This is a genomic window from Paenibacillus spongiae (genome assembly GCF_024734895.1).
In the GTDB taxonomy this organism is placed as follows: domain Bacteria; phylum Bacillota; class Bacilli; order Paenibacillales; family Paenibacillaceae; genus Paenibacillus_Z; species Paenibacillus_Z spongiae.
Map to the genome: position 1 here is coordinate 930,001 of NZ_CP091430.1, position 16,298 is coordinate 946,298.

Here is a 16,298-nt window from a genome sequence, read left to right on the forward strand (position 1 = left end):
ATAGCCCGAGGGGGCCGCAGTGAAAAGGCCCAAGCGACTGTTTAGCAAAAACACAGGTCTGTGCGAAGCCGTAAGGCGAAGTATACGGGCTGACGCCTGCCCGGTGCTGGAAGGTTAAGGGGAGCGGTTAGGGGCAACCCGAAGCTGTGAACCGAAGCCCCAGTAAACGGCGGCCGTAACTATAACGGTCCTAAGGTAGCGAAATTCCTTGTCAGGTAAATTCTGACCCGCACGAATGGCGTAACGACTTGGGCGCTGTCTCAACGAGAGATCCGGTGAAATTTTAATACCTGTGAAGATGCAGGTTACCCGCGACAAGACGGAAAGACCCCATGGAGCTTTACTGCAGCTTGATATTGGACTTTGGTACGATCTGTACAGGATAGGTGGGAGCCTAGGAAGCCGGAGCGCCAGCTTCGGTGGAGGCACCGTTGGGATACCACCCTGATCGTATCGGAGTTCTAACCTGCCACCCTGAATCGGGTGGAGGGACCGTGTCAGGCGGGCAGTTTGACTGGGGCGGTCGCCTCCTAAAAAGTAACGGAGGCGCCCAAAGGTTCCCTCAGAATGGTTGGAAATCATTCGTAGCGTGCAAAGGCATAAGGGAGCTTGACTGCGAGACCTACAAGTCGAGCAGGGACGAAAGTCGGGCTTAGTGATCCGGTGGTACCGCATGGAAGGGCCATCGCTCAACGGATAAAAGCTACCCTGGGGATAACAGGCTTATCTCCCCCAAGAGTCCACATCGACGGGGAGGTTTGGCACCTCGATGTCGGCTCATCGCATCCTGGGGCTGAAGTAGGTCCCAAGGGTTGGGCTGTTCGCCCATTAAAGCGGTACGCGAGCTGGGTTCAGAACGTCGTGAGACAGTTCGGTCCCTATCTGTCGTGGGCGTAGGAAATTTGAGAGGAGCTGTCCTTAGTACGAGAGGACCGGGATGGACGTACCGCTGGTGTACCAGTTGTTCCGCCAGGAGCACCGCTGGGTAGCTATGTACGGACGGGATAAGCGCTGAAAGCATCTAAGCGCGAAGCCCCCCTCAAGATGAGATTTCCCAATTTAGTAAGACCCCTGGAAGACGACCAGGTTGATAGGTTCGGGGTGGAAGTGCAGTAATGCATGCAGCTGACGAATACTAATCGGTCGAGGGCTTATCCTAAAAATACCCCATAAAGTGACGAACGGCTTCGAAGCTGATTCCGAGTACTTTGCGGGGACCCCAGATAAAAATCAGCTAAAGAGTTGCGCAAACTCGTATCCAGTTTTCAGGGTGTAACCTTCTCTACAAGGCACACCTTTCCACTGATGTGGTTTTTTTTCTGTATGGCGGATTTGAGTTCATTCGATTCCGTCAGGGCGGCCAGTTGGACGTCATATGCTTGGAGAGATACCCAAGTGGCTCAAGGGGACCCTCTGCTAAGGGGTTAGACTGCGCAAGTGGTGCGAGGGTTCGAATCCCTCTCTCTCCGTTCGATTCCTTATTCAAACGGAATGTTTCACATATGGAGGCTTAGCTCAGCTGGGAGAGCATCTGCCTTACAAGCAGAGGGTCGGCGGTTCGATCCCGTCAGCCTCCACCATATTGTTTCATAATGTCGCGGGGTGGAGCAGCCCGGTAGCTCGTCGGGCTCATAACCCGAAGGCCGCAGGTTCAAATCCTGCCCCCGCAACCAACTTCATATGCGGTCGTGGCGGAATTGGCAGACGCGCTAGATTCAGGTTCTAGTGGTGTAACAGCCGTGGAGGTTCAAGTCCTCTCGACCGCACCAATGCGGAAGTGGCTCAGCGGTAGAGCATCGCCTTGCCAAGGCGAGGGTCGCGGGTTCGATTCCCGTCTTCCGCTCCATATATGTGCCCTTAGCTCAGCTGGATAGAGCATTTGACTACGAATCAAAAGGTCGGGAGTTCGAATCTCTCAGGGCACGCCATTTTCATAACGGGATGTAGCTCAGCTTGGTAGAGCACCTGGTTTGGGACCAGGGGGTCGCATGTTCGAATCGTGTCATCCCGACCATCTTCATACGCGGGTGTAGTTCAATGGTAGAACTTTAGCCTTCCAAGCTAATAGCGTGGGTTCGATTCCCATCACCCGCTCCATATACATACATGACAGCTTCCTGCTTAACGGCAGGGAGCTTTTTTGATTCTTCGAGTTAATCAGCTGCGAGGAAGAAGCCCCCGGGCAACCGGAGGCTTCTTTTGTACGATATTCGGCTATAGAATTATTCCTTGGCAAACAGCTTCTTGTCGAAGAACAGCAGAACGAGGAACAGCGCCATCGCGATCAGCAGGACGGATGCCGGCAGGATGAACCCGAGCAGGGTAGCCGTATTCTCCATCTTATTGTACAGCAGCATGCCGATTGGCATCAGTCCGCCGCCGATCAGACTTGCCCAAGCATGGAATTTGGCGGTCTTCTTCATGCTGATTTCTTTGAATACATAATAGAACATGCCGTAGGCAAACAAGCTGAGCCAGCCGACTACCAGAATATGCGCATGGGCCGGAATCATCGAGTAATCTTTTCTTCCCGCCATATCGGAGCCCATGAGCGCCCCTATTAATGCATAGATGGCGGATATGCGAATCAACCATTTACTATACGTTCTCATTTCATCGCTCACCTCAACCCTTATTTACTCCCTAATGTACGTTACGAAAATGAACCCAATATGAACAAAAAGTGAACGAAACGTGAACGCATCGCTGCAGGTCCCGTCCTTCTCAAGGTGAGTGTATCGCGTTTGGAAGGGAATGGCAAGAAAAGGATGTTTAACTTGAATCTTTCATTTGATGGATGGAAAAGATCGTAAAACCTCCTTTCTTGCCCCAACATATTGACATTAAAAATTAGGATATGTTATATAAAAAGGAGTGTTAGCACTCAGTCCAGAAGAGTGCTAACGTTCCAGGCCTGCATCGACATAATAACAGTCATAAGATTGTACACTGCTTATATTGAAAGGAGACTTATTCATGGCCAAGAAACAATTCCAAGCCGAATCGAAACGATTGCTCGAAATGATGATTAACTCCATTTACACGCAGAGAGAAATCTTCTTGCGGGAGCTTATATCGAACGCCAGTGATGCCATCGATAAGCTATATTACAGAACGCTTTCGGATGAGAAGATGGTGTTCAATCAAGAGGATTATTACATTAAAGTAACGGCCGATAAGGCGGGTAGAACGTTGACGATCTCCGATACGGGAATCGGGATGACGATGGAGGAACTCGAGAATAACCTGGGGGTTATCGCGAAGAGCGGCTCGCTGGCCTTCAAGAAAGAGAACGAAGCGAAGGATGGCCACAACATCATCGGCCAATTCGGGGTCGGCTTCTATTCGGCCTTCATGGTGGCGGATGAGGTTACGGTCATCAGTAAGGCGCTTGGCAGCGACGAGGCGTTCAAGTGGGAGTCCCATGGCGCGGACGGCTACACGATCGTACCTTGCGAGAAGGATACGGTCGGAACGGAAATTACGCTGACAATTAAAGAAAACACGGAAGACGACCAGTACGATGAATTTTTGGAAGAGTACCGGTTGAAAGCGATCATTAAGAAATATTCGGATTTCATCCGTTACCCGATCAAGATGGATGAGAAGGGACAGCGTCCGAAGGAAGGCAGCGAGAATGAGTTCGAGGAATACCAGGAAGAGCAGACGATCAACAGCATGGTTCCGATCTGGCGCAAGAACAAGAACGAGCTGACGACCGAAGATTACGAGCGTTTCTATCAAGAGAAGCGCTACGGCTTCGACAAGCCTCTGAAGCATGTTCATATTAGCGCCGACGGCGCGGTCGTATACAATGCCATTCTCTTTATCCCGGAGAATACGCCGTTCGACTACTACTCGAAGGAATACGAGAAGGGACTGGAGCTGTACTCCAACGGCGTGCTGATCATGAACAAGTGCGCAGACCTGCTTCCGGACTACTTCAGCTTCGTGAAAGGGATGGTCGACTCCGAGGATCTGTCGCTTAACATCTCCCGGGAGATGCTGCAGCATGACAGACAATTGAGCCTGATCGCGAAGAATATCAAGAACAAGATCAAGAGCCAGCTGCAGAGCCTGCTGAAGGATGAGAGAGAGAACTACGAGCGGTTCTACAAGTCCTTCGGACGGCAGCTGAAATTCGGCGTATACAACGATTACGGCATGAACAAGGATGTGCTCCAGGACCTGCTGATGTTCCACTCCTCCACGGAGAAGAAGCTGGTTACGCTGGATGAATACGTGTCAAGAATGCCTGAGGATCAGAAGTACATCTACTACGCCGCGGGATCGTCGATCGACCGAATCGAGAAGCTTCCGCAGACCGAGATGGTGGCGGACAAGGGCTATGAGATTCTATACTTCACCGACGATATCGACGAGTTCGCGATCAAGATGATCATGAACTACAAGGAGAAGGAATTCAAATCGGTATCGAGCGGCGACTTAGGAATTGAATCGGATAAGAATGAGAATGATACGAATGCCGACGATTCCGGCAATAAGGATCTGTTTGAGCATATGCAGGGCATCCTTGCGGGCAAGGTCAGCAAGGTCAAAGCGTCCAAGCGTCTGAAGACGCATCCGGTGTGCTTGTCCACGGAGGGCGAAGTGACGATTGAGATGGAGAAGATTCTGCAGGCTATGCCTAACAGCCAGGATGTCAAAGCGGACAAGATCCTCGAGATCAACATCAACCATGAAGTGTTCCAATCCTTGAAGGATGCGTATGACAAGGACAAGGAGAAGCTGGATCTGTTTACGAACCTGCTATATAATCAAGCGCTGCTGATCGAAGGGCTGCCTATTCAGGACCCGGTAGCTTTCACGAACGATATGTGCAAAATCATGGTGTAGGTTCCCATATGGGGATATGGGGAAGCTCAAGTCGTACCGGACTTGAGCTTTTTCCCTGTACATATCATTCCCGATGCGGTATATTTCATCATGCTTGGTTAAATAACCCTACATAAGGGATACAACTAATCGTAGAGCAGTCAGCTCGACTTTATAACCTCTAACGGAGTGATCAATTGAGTAAAGCAAAGGGTAAAGGCGGGACGGGCAGAGGAACGGATAAGAAGGGCTGGAACCGGTGGCAAGCCAGCGCTAACCGGGCCAAGAACGCTCCCAAGCCCTACAAAAGCAAAGGCGCCGGCAAGAAGGACGGAACGAAGGGCGCGGCCAGTCAGAATGAATAGAAGGAGTTGGGTTTGTTTTGGAACATAACGAAATCGCAACCGATTTGCCCTCTAATTACGAGGCGTTAAAAAAATCGGCTAATCGCGCGTCCAATTGGAGAGAGCGGCTGGAGGCCGTCGAGGAGCTTGGCCAATGGAATAGCAAGCAGACCATTGATGTGCTTATGCATCGCATGGTGAACGATACCGTGTACAGCGTGCAGGAGGCTGCTTATCGGAAGCTCCAGGAACTCGGCGAAGAAGTGCAAGAGCCGGCGCGGAGAAAGGGCGAATTGATCAAGGGAGCCACGAAAATTATGGTTCGCGTAAAGAAAAGCTTGCCGCCGGACCATACGTTCGAAGCCTTCAAAGAAAAGCTGCAGAAGATGAGGCTCGACGTGTACGACGCTTATGAAGGCGACAAGGGCGACGACTTCGACCGGTGGCTCGAAACCACATGGGCTTCTTTATCTGTAAGGTAGCATCCTGAACACCCCCCCGGGTAATCGTGAGCGACACAAGCATGATTGCCGGGGGTATTTATTTTGAACACTGGAGCAGGATAAGATTGGTTGGACGATACTTTCGTACATGGGTATACGAATCTGTTCATTATTAGTATGATAGAAGAGTGAGTTTGTAGTTCCATTCTAACCTAATCAACTAGGGCTGATCTGGACTGAAAATTGGGTAAGAGAATGGGGGAAATGCCGAAGTGAACATTAATTTGACTTTCACGGCAAAAGGAAAAATAGCAATCGACAATTTTACGAATGAAGAATTGCTCGAGATTTTCAACAGGTACTCCAATACGCTCCGGAAGAAGTATTCCGTGGATATTACGTACCCGCTTGAATGGAATCAGAATATCGGGACAGACGGCGTAGTGAAGGTGACCGCGGACAAGATTGAATGCGATATCGAGCAGTTCTTTAAAGAGCTGGGGAGAGACATTAAGGTTCCGCTCAAGAAGAGGCTTCAAGGAAACTTGGACAACGTATTCAAGATAGTCAGGAACGAATAGCCGACCGAAGCAGCTAACCCTATTCCTCTTCGCAGTGCGACGATGGTCATTAGGGGATGTTGCTGGGTGCCATTACGCGTTATATTCACTCAAGCTTTGATAAGCTTGGGTTTTTTGTTATTTCCTCGCCGAGGTCCTGATGCATCCTGAAGAAGCGGACATGGCCATCTCTTGACATTGACCGGATGCGCCAGCAGGAGTAAAATCCAAACTAACCATACAGCATGTACAGCAGCATGAGGGGGAGCATCCGCTGATGAACAAAGAAACCTTCATCCAGCCTGATAAACAGGGATGGGTGTCTAAATTCAATTTCTCGATTCCGGTTAAAGTACGCTATTGCGAGACAGACCTGCTTGGGCATGTGAACAATGTGAGCTACTTCATGTATTTCGAACAGGGCCGCATCGATTATTTCGAGAATCTTGCCTTGACGGAAGAGCTGTTCGGCGAGGAGAAGGTGTCGGTTGTCGCCGATCTGGAATGCCAGTACTTGGCTCCGCTCTATCTGAGGGACCCCGTAACGCTCCATGTCAGAGTAGCGCGTATCGGCCGGTCTTCATTGGAAATCGAGTATGCGCTGGTCGTTAAAGAGCAATTAAAGGCGGGAGGCCGCGGCACCATCGTGCTCGTTGAAACGGCAACCGGCAAGAGCACCCCGATTCCGGATCGTGCCCGCGATATTATCGCGACCTACGAAGGCATGGTCTAGCCTTATGCCCTGCGGGGGTGTCGGGTTAAGGGCATGTTCAGGAGGAAGCCGGCCCGGAAGACAGCCGGGGGTTCGTAAGCGGGTGGAATGGTTAAGATCGCAATACGATGCAAGCGGCGATACATTTGGCAATCGGGACCAGAACCACACCCTGATATAAAACCCGGGGCAGTGGTTCTTTTGTTATGCGGCCTTCTATGCCAGAATAATGATGGGGGCGATGAGAGATGTTTAACGATTTCCAGCTCATGGATGACCGTCCGGTATCGATTCAAGTGAAGGAATACGTGAAACGTTTAATTATAAAAGGCGCATTGCAAGCCAATCAGAAGCTCCCTTCCACGCGCGAGCTCAGCACGCTGCTGGGCATTAGCCGCAATTCCATTATCTCCGCCTACGAAGGCTTGGAGGATGACGGATTCGCCTATACGGTACACGGCAGAGGGAGCTATGTTGCCGCTGCCTCAACCGGTGCGGCAGCCTCTTCCGCCTGGCGGCTGGACTGGGGAGCGCGGATGAACGAGCGGGCGCAGATGGCAGTGGAGCTCGATCTGATGAAGCGCGGCATACGCGCGGAGAAAGGCACGATCTCCTTCACCAGCATAGCGCCCGATGAGAAGCTGTTCGACCTCGACAATGTCAAGCGGGCGTTCATGGACCGCATGTCGGTGGAGGGCAACGTTCTGCTGAACTACGGCTATGCCAAAGGGTACAAGCCGCTAATCGATTATTTGCTGCGCTATATGGATCACAAGGGCGTCGATTTGAAAGGCAAGGACCTGCTGATCACCAACGGCTTCACGGAAGGGTTCGATATTGTATTGTCGGCCTTAAGCAAGAAGAACGGCTCCGTGATCTGCGAGAATCCGACGCATAATACGGCGATCAAGAATCTCAAGCTTCATGGATTCGAGATTACGGGCATTGCAATGGAGCGGGACGGCATCAACCTGCAGGAGCTGGAGCAGGCGCTATCGGAGAAGGCGTTCGATTGCGCGTACTTCGTCCCTTCGTACCATAATCCGACGGGCATTGTGATGTCCCCTGAGAAAAGGCAGCGGCTGATGCAGCTGATGATGCGTTATCAGGTACCGGTGATCGAGGATGGCTTCAACGAGGAGCTGCGCTATTCCGGCTCCCATGTATCCCCGTTAATGGCGACGGCCGGACAGGGCAACAGCGTCATCTATCTGGGCAGCTTCTCCAAGGTGCTGTTTCCCGGACTCCGTGTCGGCTGGGTGCTGGCGGACCGGGAGCTCATCGATTACCTGGAGAGCATCAAGCGCGCCCGCAGCATTCATACATCTACATTGGATCAGTCGATCCTGTATCAATATTTGTACAACGGCAATTTGGAGAAATATTTGAAGAAAGCCAGAACGGAATATAAGCGGAAGTACGAGTGGACGAAGCAGTGCTGCGAAGCTCACATCCCATTCGAACAGCTGTCGGGCGATGGGGGGCTGCACCTGTTCGTCGCATTCGAGGAAGGCTTCGATACCCGAGCGCTGCTGGAAGCTTGCTCACGGCAAGGAGTCATCTTCACGCCGGGCGACATCTTCTTTACGAAGGACGGCCAGGGACGGAATACGATGCGGATCGGATTCTCCCGGGTGGCCGATGAAGAGATCGGCAGGGGAATCCGGATCATAGGCGAAGCAGCCAAACAACTAAGAGGATAAGAGGTGCGGAAGATGAAGGTTGGCGTCATTATGGGAGGGATCTCCTCCGAACGCGACGTATCGTTAATGACGGGCGAGGTCATGCTCGCTCACTTGGACCGGGATAAGTATGAGGTAACGCCTATCGACTTGACGAAGCGGGATGAGCTGATCAGCAAGGTAAAGGGAATCGATATCGCGCTGCTCGCGCTTCATGGGTCCTTCGGAGAGGACGGTACGGTGCAGGGCACGCTCGAGACGCTGGGAATCCCCTATACGGGAAGCGGCGTATTATCGAGCAGCGTCTGCATGGATAAGGATTTGTCCAAGAGGCTGCTGCGTGCGGAAGGGATTCAGACGCCTGACTGGCTCTGCTTGCGCAGCATGTCGGAATATTCGCCGGAGGCTGTCCGGCGGATGGGTTATCCGGTCATCGTGAAGCCCAATTCCGGAGGCTCCAGCATCGGGACGCATATGGTGACAAGCGAGGAGTCGCTGAAGGCGGCGGTTCAGGATGCTTTTCGCTGGGACGATGCGGTATTGATCGAAAGTTACATTAAGGGCGAAGAGATTACCTGCTCCATATTGGACGGGGAGCTGCTGCCCATCATCGGGATCCGGTCGGCGCATTCCGAATGGTTCGATTACCAAGCTAAATATGAAGACGGCGGCGCAGAGGAGCAAGTTATCGTATTGCCGACCGAGATCGATGCAAGCGTGCGTTCGGCGGCGCTAACCTGCTACCGCAGTTTAAGATGCAGCGTGTACGCCCGGGTGGATATGATGCTGAGGGACGGCGTCCCATACGTGCTGGAGATGAATACGCTGCCCGGCATGACGACGAACAGCCTGCTCCCGAAGAGCGCCCAAGCGGCGGGAATTTCTTTCAGTCAGCTGCTGGATCGGATTATCGAATCTTCATGGAAAGCAAGAACGGGAGAGCGGAGAGTGATTGAGCATGTCGAATGAGTTCATTACGCCAAAGGTATTGGAAATACCGCCATCGGGCATACGCGCTTTCTTCGAGCTGGCCGAAGGGGGCGGGGATATTATCTCGCTTGGCGTCGGGGAGCCGGATTTCGCAACGCCGGAGCATATCCGGGCGGCTTGCGTACGCGCGCTGAACGAAGGCAGGACGATGTATACGCCCAATGCTGGCCTGATGGAGCTGCGCGAAGAGATCGCCTCGTATCTGAAGAACGGCTTTGCGCTTCACTATGAGCCCTCAAGCGAGGTTCTCGTCACGGTCGGCAGCAGTGAAGCGGTTGACTTGGCGCTGCGGACCTTCATTTCGCCGGGCGATGAGGTTCTCGTTCCTTCACCGACCTATATCGCGTATGCGCCGATCACCCACTTGCACGGCGGCAAGGTGGTCGAGGTGGAAACATTCGCCGATCAGCAGTTCAAGCTCACGGCACAAGCGCTGGAGAAGCAAATCTCGCCCCGCTCGAAGGTGCTCATGCTCAATTACCCGAATAATCCGACGGGTGCGGTCATGACCGAGCAGGACTGGCAGCCGATTGCCGAGCTTGCGATCAAGCATAACCTGATCGTTATCTCGGACGAGATTTATGCGGAGCTGACCTACGGCGGGCAGCATGCCAGCATTGCCGCGCTACCGGGCATGAAGGAGCGGACGATCGTCATCAGCGGCTTCTCCAAGGCATTCGCGATGACGGGCTGGAGAGTCGGTTACGCCTGCGGCAACCGGGAGCTGATCGCCGGCATGCTCAAGATCCATCAATATACCGCGATGTGCGCGCCCACCCTCGGACAAATTGCCGCCATCGAATCGCTGCGCAGCGGACTGGAAGCGAAGGATGCGATGAAAGCCGAATTCGATGGCCGCAGACAGATGTTCGTGAAGGGGCTCAGGGAGATCGGGCTAACCTGTCATGAACCGCAAGGCGCCTTCTACGCCTTTCCTTCCATCGCGCATACGGGACTGACATCCGAACAGTTCGCCAAGCAGCTGCTGAGCGAAGCCGGAGTCGCCGCCGTGCCGGGCCATGTATTCGGAACGGGCGGGGAAGGGTATATCCGCTGCTCGTATGCGTCCTCGACTGCCCGGCTTACCGAGGCGCTGGAGCGGATGGGGCGCTTCATGAACGGCTTGAACGCGAATAAGAGCGTATTGACATCGGCTTAGGCTCTGCTATACTTTGAATACATTTATCGACTTGCTTATTGGACGGACCGTGAATAGAGAAGAGCTTGGCATGGAGGAGTTTGCGTCGCATTCCTTTACTGCGAAGCTCTTTCGTTGTTAGGCGGGGGATTTTGTACTATGGGAGAGGGACGGTGCCAAGATGACACAATCAAAAGCAACCCGATACTCTGATCGCACGAAATTTACCATGGGCAAGCTGACATCGCTGCTCGTTCTGCTGCACAACGACGAAATGGGCGGAGAAATCGAGGAGGAGCTGGCGCGAAGAGGGTACCGTTACACCGTTGGAAAGGTCGGCTCCATGGATCTGGTCAAGGTCGTGGCCGCAATCGAGACAAGCGCCAAAGCCAATCACGTGATCGACCCTCATGCATACCGGGAGGTCCATTCCTTATATCATGCCATCCTGGAAGCGATACAAGGGGTCGGCCGGGGGACGGTTCAATTCGGGGACATTCTGCGCACGGTAGGTCTGACCTTCGCGATCGTTCGAGGCGTGGTGGACGTATCGGGGGATTCCAGCGAATGGATCAGCGTCTGCATCTACGGCACCATTGGCGCTCCGAAGAAGGGCTTCGAGCATGATGCGCTTGGCTTCGGCTACAATCATATTTAGGGAACCGGGGAGCGTGCCGGGAACGGGAGAGGGATTCGATGAAGGAGCGGCAGGCTCATTCTATTCGACTTAGATGCCGTACAATAATCGCAAAGATATTTGTTTATGCATATCGTATAGGAGCGTAATCATTTGAATAAGAGAGATATTGAGCCTAACGTGCATCGGGATATTAATTTCCTGTCTCCTGGTGCGGAGCTTCCGTTTGATAAGCATTTTTAGACACCGTAAATTCGCAAGTCAATCCGGTTATTCCCACAAGCGGCGGAGTTATAGAAAGACGGATAACCAACCGTAGAAACACCCGATGGCGAAACGTGACGTACCGCCCAAAGCGGCATCATTTCATTTTAATATTCAGCCCATAGTGATTAGATAATCAGGGGGCTATACCGGGAAAGGCATTTCCTTGGTATAGCCCCTTTATGCATTCAATCCGGACTACGAGGAGCGGGTGTCCATGATTCAACTAGACGGGAACCGTTTGACGATGGACCAAGTAAGCCAAGTCGTTCACCATAATGAGGAGGTACAAATTAGCGATATCGCCTGGGATAGCGTGCGAAAGTCAAGAGAGGTCGTGGAGCTGATCGTATCGGAAGGTAGGCTGGCTTACGGGGTGACGACCGGGTTCGGCAAATTCAGCGATACCGTCATACCGGCCGCCGACGTCGAGGAGCTGCAGATCAACCTGATCCGGAGCCACGCATGCGGCGTAGGCGAGCCGCTCCCCGGCAAGGTCGTCAAGGCGATGCTTCTCTTACGGGCGAACGCGCTGGCGAAAGGCTATTCCGGCATTCGTCCGGAGACGCTTCAGCTGCTGGTTGACGTTCTCAACCGCAATATCAGCCCGGTTATTCCGAGCCAAGGGTCGCTTGGCGCCAGCGGCGACCTGGCGCCGTTATCGCATCTGGCCTTGGTGCTCGTCGGCGAAGGGGAGGCCGACTACCTTGGACAGCGGATGTCCGGGGGAGATGCGCTGCAGCAGGCGGGCCTTCAGCCGATCCGGCTGCAGGCCAAGGAAGGCTTGGCGCTTATTAACGGCACGCAGGCGATGACGGCCATTGGCACGATGGCGTATCTGGAGGCCGAGCAGTTGGCCCGATTGGCCGACGGTGTCGCGGCGCTCACCCTCGAAGGCTTGAGAGGCATTGTCTGTGCCTTTCTCCCCGAATCGCATCAAGTGCGCCCGTATCCGGAGCAGCAGGCGGTCGCCGAACGTATTCTCGGCTGGGTCGAGGGAAGCCGGCTAACGACCAAGCAAGGCGAGCTTCGCACGCAGGATGCTTATTCCTTGCGCTGCATCCCTCAGGTGCATGGCGCCATCCAGCAGGTGCTCTCCTACGTGAAGGATAAGCTGCTGATCGAAATCAACGCGGCGACGGATAATCCGCTGATCTTCTCGGATTCCGGGAAAGTGATCTCGGGGGGCAATTTCCACGGCCAGCCGATCGCCTTCGCGATGGACTTCCTCGGCATCGCCATGTCGGAGCTCGCGAGCATATCGGAGCGGCGAATCGAGCGTCTCGTCAATCCGCAGCTGAACGATCTGCCGGCCTTCCTTAGCCCAAACCCCGGCCTGCAATCGGGCTTAATGATTACGCAGTACGTGGCGGCCTCTCTCGTATCGGAAAATAAGACATTGGCCCACCCTTCCAGCGTCGATTCGATTCCTTCGTCCGCGAATCAAGAGGATCATGTCAGCATGGGCACGACGGCGGCCAGACATGCGGCGCGAATTGTGGAGAACAGCCGAATGGTACTGGCGATTGAAGCGATCTGCTCGGCTCAAGCCGCCGATATCCGCGGGGCCGATGGGCTGGCTCCCGGAACGGGAAGGCTGCATAATCAAATCCGCTCTATCGTTCCGCTGATCGTGAAGGACAGGGTGTTCGCTCAAGATATCGAACGGCTGTCCCGAAGCATGAAGGAGCAGGAATGGTCACTCGATAACGGTGCACCTGCATAGTCTGTAAGGAGATGAAAACCGCCGCGCAGAGAGAACGCTATTCCGATCGCGGTTGTCTCCGGAGTTCTTTGAGGCTATGCTGCAGGCTGAACTCCAGTAACGAAGGCGACCGTTAGCGCTTCTCCAGTATCATTCTTCCTGCTCCGTTCGGCGAACCTCTATTTTGTTTTTTAACGAATAATGTGACAGGGAAGGAGAAGGATCCTATGCATAACATGGATAGAATTATCCGGGCTCCGCGGGGAAATCGGCTGAACGCAAAAGGATGGGTTCAGGAAGCGGCGCTGCGGATGCTGATGAACAACCTGGACCCCGAGGTCGCGGAGCATCCGCAGAAGCTAGTCGTGTATGGCGGAATCGGGAAGGCTGCCCGCAGCTGGGAGTCGTTCGAGCGCATCGTGGCCACCCTCAAGGAGCTGGAAGACGATGAGACGCTGCTCGTGCAGTCCGGCAAGCCGGTCGCCGTGTTCAAGACGACGAAGGATTCCCCGCGCGTCCTGCTGGCCAACTCCAATCTTGTCCCGGCTTGGGCGAATTGGGACACCTTCCACGAATTGGACCGGAAGGGACTCATGATGTACGGCCAGATGACGGCGGGAAGCTGGATCTATATCGGGAGCCAGGGCATCGTCCAGGGTACGTACGAGACGTTCGCGGAGTGCGCGCGCCAGCACTTTAATCAGAGCCTCCGAGGAACGATTACCGTGACTGCCGGGCTGGGAGGGATGGGCGGCGCGCAGATGCTCGCCGTTACGATGAACGATGGGGTTGTCATCGGCATCGATGCCGACAGAACGCGGATCGAGAAGCGGATCGAAACCCGTTATTGCGATCTATGGGTGGAGTCTCTGGATGAAGCCATAACGCTGGCGAAGGAGGCGAAGGAAGCCGGAAAAGCGCTGTCCATCGGGCTGCTGGGCAATGCGGCGGAAGTGCTGCCGGAGATGCTGGGGCGCCATTTCATCCCGGACATTATTACCGATCAAACCTCCGCTCACGATCCGCTGAACGGCTATCTGCCTGCGGGAATGACGATTGCGGAGGGAGAGCGGCTCCGCAGCGCGAATCCGCAGGAATACGTGAAGAAGGCCAAAGCCTCCATCGCCGTTCACGTCCAATCCATTCTCGATATGCGGGAGAAGGGCGCCGTTGCGTTCGATTACGGCAACAACATCCGTCAGGTAGCTTACGATGAAGGCGTGAAGCAGGCGTTCGATTATCCCGGCTTCGTCCCCGCGTATATCAGGCCGCAATTTTGCGAAGGGAAAGGACCGTTCCGCTGGGTAGCCCTTTCCGGGGATCCGGCCGATATCCATAAGACCGATGAGGCGATACTGCGCGAATTTGCGCCTAACGAGCGACTGTGCAGATGGATTCGCATGGCGCAGGATAAGATCTCCTTTCAAGGGCTGCCTGCCCGGCTCTGCTGGCTTGGCTACGGCGAGCGGGCGCGCTTCGGCAAGCTGTTGAACGACATGGTTGCCTCGGGCGAGCTGAGCGCGCCGGTTGTGATCGGCCGCGACCATCTGGATGCGGGCTCCGTCGCTTCGCCGAACCGCGAGACGGAAGCGATGATGGACGGCAGCGACGCCGTAGCGGATTGGCCGATTCTGAATGCGCTCGTGAATACCGCGGCCGGAGCCAGCTGGGTATCCGTGCATCATGGAGGCGGCGTAGGGATGGGGTATTCCTTGCATGCCGGCATGGTCGTCGTGGCGGACGGCTCGAAGGAAGCGGAAGCGCGGCTTGCGCGTGTGCTGACCTCCGATCCGGGAATGGGGGTCGTCCGGCATGCGGATGCCGGGTATGATTTGGCGATCGAAACCGCGAAGAAGAAGGGCGTCCATATGCCGATGCTCGGGCAGCAGGACGGGGCATAAGTGGGAATCCCCCAAGGAAGGAATGGGACCGGATGATCAAGATCGAGCTGCTTAACCCGCCCGAGCTTATTAGACGCTCGAATTGGAGCGACCGTAATGAAACGAAGGTGTCGCAATGGCTAACCCCATGGAATGGCAAAGAGTCACCAGAGGTAGGCTTCATTGGCGTACCGCTCTCCAAGACCTCGATCAGCCATTCCGGCGCCTCGATGACGCCCAATGCGCTGCGCGAGCTGTTCCCGACTGTTACCACGTACAGCATCGACCATGAAGTGGATTTGCAAGAGCTGCACGCCCGGGATCTGGGCGATATTCAGATGCATGTAACGGAGTTGGCGAGATGCCATTCGAACATCGAGCAAGGCATGGCCGGGATTTATACGGCTTTACCGGAGCTGTTCCCGATTATTATGGGCGGCGACCACTCGATTACATGCCCGTCGGTCAAGGCGTTCAAGCGGCATGTCGGCGGCAAGGTGGGCATCGTGCAAATCGATTCGCACATGGATGTGCGGAATTTGGAGGATGGAGGGCCGACGAACGGAACTCCGATCCGCGGCTTGATCGAATCGGGAACGGTCGAAGGCTGTCATATCGCCCAGATCGGACTTCACAGCTTTGCCAACTCGAGCGCGTATCATGAGTATGCACGGACTCACGGTATTACCCAGTATACCTCGCGACAAGTGCACCTGATCGGCATCGATGCGCTGGTCGACCGGGCATTGGAGGCGGCGGGGAACGGCACGGACGCGATCTATGTAACGGTGGATATGGATGTGCTGGATCAAGCCTTCGCACCGGGTGTCCCTGCCATGGTTCCCGCGGGCATGACATCGTGGGAGCTGCTGGAAGCAGTGCTCCGGTTAGGCCGGCATCCCAAGGTGAAGGGCTTCGACGTCGTGTGCGTCGATCCGATGCAGGATCCGCGCCGGGCGACGGTTAGGATGACGCTGCATGCCATACTGACTTTTCTAACGGGATATATGCAGCGCGGCAAGGCTTGAGGCGCACCGTTCTGCAGCTGCCGGTCCACCGAAGAAACCCGGTGCCGGACGGAAACATACAATGGGGGGAGATCATTGG

Annotated in this window: 13 protein-coding genes, 8 tRNA genes and 1 rRNA gene (1 of these 22 running past the window's edge); 21 read left to right on the plus strand and 1 reads right to left on the minus strand. The window is 54.5% G+C overall.

Annotated features, from left to right (window positions below):
• From L1F29_RS03985 to L1F29_RS04025, 9 genes are all read left to right on the plus strand, one after another.
• Window positions 1-1,159: ribosomal RNA gene (locus L1F29_RS03985) — 23S ribosomal RNA — on the plus strand (it extends 1,772 nt beyond the left edge of the window).
• A gap of 222 nt (window positions 1,160-1,381) precedes the next feature.
• Window positions 1,382-1,469 (plus strand) — tRNA-Ser (locus L1F29_RS03990).
• A 35-nt stretch (window positions 1,470-1,504) separates the two neighbouring features.
• Window positions 1,505-1,580: transfer RNA gene (locus tag L1F29_RS03995), tRNA-Val, on the plus strand.
• A 16-nt stretch (window positions 1,581-1,596) separates the two neighbouring features.
• Window positions 1,597-1,673 (plus strand) — tRNA-Met (locus tag L1F29_RS04000).
• A gap of 9 nt (window positions 1,674-1,682) precedes the next feature.
• Window positions 1,683-1,769 (plus strand) — tRNA-Leu (locus L1F29_RS04005).
• Between the two features lie 2 nt (window positions 1,770-1,771).
• Window positions 1,772-1,846, plus strand: a tRNA-Gly gene (locus L1F29_RS04010).
• 5 nt (window positions 1,847-1,851) lie between these two features.
• A tRNA-Arg gene (locus tag L1F29_RS04015) sits at window positions 1,852-1,928 on the plus strand.
• 9 nt (window positions 1,929-1,937) lie between these two features.
• Window positions 1,938-2,014: transfer RNA gene (locus L1F29_RS04020), tRNA-Pro, on the plus strand.
• A gap of 9 nt (window positions 2,015-2,023) precedes the next feature.
• A tRNA-Gly gene (locus tag L1F29_RS04025) sits at window positions 2,024-2,097 on the plus strand.
• 125 nt (window positions 2,098-2,222) lie between these two features.
• Here L1F29_RS04025 and L1F29_RS04030 read toward each other — a convergent pair.
• Window positions 2,223-2,612 (minus strand): hypothetical protein, encoded by a 390-nt coding sequence (locus L1F29_RS04030; RefSeq protein WP_258387093.1) that lies wholly within the window; start codon window positions 2,610-2,612, stop codon window positions 2,223-2,225.
• 364 nt (window positions 2,613-2,976) lie between these two features.
• Here L1F29_RS04030 and htpG point away from each other — a divergent pair, with 364 nt between their 5' ends.
• The 12 genes from htpG (at window position 2,977) to L1F29_RS04090 (ending at window position 16,219) form a co-directional block, all read left to right on the plus strand.
• Window positions 2,977-4,857 carry a molecular chaperone HtpG gene (htpG, locus tag L1F29_RS04035; RefSeq protein ID WP_258387094.1) on the plus strand — a complete coding sequence of 627 codons (1,881 nt, stop codon included), beginning with the start codon at window positions 2,977-2,979 and terminating at the stop codon, window positions 4,855-4,857.
• 176 nt (window positions 4,858-5,033) lie between these two features.
• Window positions 5,034-5,201 carry a DUF3934 family protein gene (locus L1F29_RS04040; protein ID WP_258387095.1) on the plus strand — a complete coding sequence of 56 codons (168 nt, stop codon included), beginning with the start codon at window positions 5,034-5,036 and terminating at the stop codon, window positions 5,199-5,201.
• Between the two features lie 17 nt (window positions 5,202-5,218).
• Window positions 5,219-5,662 (plus strand): HEAT repeat domain-containing protein, encoded by a 444-nt coding sequence (locus L1F29_RS04045; protein WP_258387096.1) that lies wholly within the window; start codon window positions 5,219-5,221, stop codon window positions 5,660-5,662.
• A gap of 233 nt (window positions 5,663-5,895) precedes the next feature.
• Window positions 5,896-6,204 carry a hypothetical protein gene (locus L1F29_RS04050; protein ID WP_258387097.1) on the plus strand — a complete coding sequence of 103 codons (309 nt, stop codon included), beginning with the start codon at window positions 5,896-5,898 and terminating at the stop codon, window positions 6,202-6,204.
• 256 nt (window positions 6,205-6,460) lie between these two features.
• Window positions 6,461-6,916, plus strand: coding sequence for an acyl-CoA thioesterase (locus L1F29_RS04055; RefSeq protein WP_258387098.1), 456 nt, complete (start codon window positions 6,461-6,463; stop codon window positions 6,914-6,916).
• Window positions 6,917-7,143: 227 nt separating this feature from the next.
• A complete protein-coding gene (locus L1F29_RS04060; protein WP_258387099.1) occupies window positions 7,144-8,598 on the plus strand; it encodes an aminotransferase-like domain-containing protein in 1,455 nt (484 codons plus the stop codon).
• Window positions 8,599-8,610: 12 nt separating this feature from the next.
• Window positions 8,611-9,546 carry a D-alanine--D-alanine ligase gene (locus L1F29_RS04065; protein ID WP_258389603.1) on the plus strand — a complete coding sequence of 312 codons (936 nt, stop codon included), beginning with the start codon at window positions 8,611-8,613 and terminating at the stop codon, window positions 9,544-9,546.
• Complete coding sequence (locus L1F29_RS04070; protein WP_258387100.1) at window positions 9,536-10,726, plus strand: pyridoxal phosphate-dependent aminotransferase; 1,191 nt, start codon at window positions 9,536-9,538, stop codon at window positions 10,724-10,726. The genes L1F29_RS04065 and L1F29_RS04070 overlap by 11 nt, the downstream gene beginning before the upstream one ends.
• Before the next feature lie 160 nt (window positions 10,727-10,886).
• Window positions 10,887-11,363: a histidine utilization transcription antiterminator HutP gene (hutP, locus tag L1F29_RS04075; RefSeq protein WP_258387101.1), complete on the plus strand. Its 477-nt coding sequence runs from the start codon at window positions 10,887-10,889 to the stop codon at window positions 11,361-11,363.
• Between the two features lie 460 nt (window positions 11,364-11,823).
• On the plus strand, window positions 11,824-13,332 hold the full coding sequence (gene hutH, locus L1F29_RS04080) for a histidine ammonia-lyase (RefSeq protein ID WP_258387102.1): 1,509 nt from the start codon (window positions 11,824-11,826) through the stop codon (window positions 13,330-13,332).
• A 206-nt stretch (window positions 13,333-13,538) separates the two neighbouring features.
• Window positions 13,539-15,212 (plus strand): urocanate hydratase, encoded by a 1,674-nt coding sequence (gene hutU, locus L1F29_RS04085; RefSeq protein ID WP_258387103.1) that lies wholly within the window; start codon window positions 13,539-13,541, stop codon window positions 15,210-15,212.
• Window positions 15,213-15,244: 32 nt separating this feature from the next.
• A complete protein-coding gene (locus L1F29_RS04090) occupies window positions 15,245-16,219 on the plus strand; it encodes an agmatinase family protein (protein ID WP_258387104.1) in 975 nt (324 codons plus the stop codon).
• Window positions 16,220-16,298: the final 79 nt, after the last annotated feature.

Bases quoted from the DNA above. Each gene is read 5' to 3' on its own strand.
- L1F29_RS04030 (WP_258387093.1), bottom strand. From the start codon at position 2,612: ATGAGAACGTATAGTAAATGGTTGATTCGCATATCCGCCATCTATGCA.
- htpG (WP_258387094.1), top strand. From the start codon at position 2,977: ATGGCCAAGAAACAATTCCAAGCCGAATCGAAACGATTGCTCGAAATG.
- L1F29_RS04055 (WP_258387098.1), top strand. From the start codon at position 6,461: ATGAACAAAGAAACCTTCATCCAGCCTGATAAACAGGGATGGGTGTCT.
- L1F29_RS04060 (WP_258387099.1), top strand. From the start codon at position 7,144: ATGTTTAACGATTTCCAGCTCATGGATGACCGTCCGGTATCGATTCAA.
- L1F29_RS04065 (WP_258389603.1), top strand. From the start codon at position 8,611: ATGAAGGTTGGCGTCATTATGGGAGGGATCTCCTCCGAACGCGACGTA.
- L1F29_RS04070 (WP_258387100.1), top strand. From the start codon at position 9,536: ATGTCGAATGAGTTCATTACGCCAAAGGTATTGGAAATACCGCCATCG.
- hutP (WP_258387101.1), top strand. From the start codon at position 10,887: ATGACACAATCAAAAGCAACCCGATACTCTGATCGCACGAAATTTACC.
- hutH (WP_258387102.1), top strand. From the start codon at position 11,824: ATGATTCAACTAGACGGGAACCGTTTGACGATGGACCAAGTAAGCCAA.
- hutU (WP_258387103.1), top strand. From the start codon at position 13,539: ATGCATAACATGGATAGAATTATCCGGGCTCCGCGGGGAAATCGGCTG.
- L1F29_RS04090 (WP_258387104.1), top strand. From the start codon at position 15,245: ATGATCAAGATCGAGCTGCTTAACCCGCCCGAGCTTATTAGACGCTCG.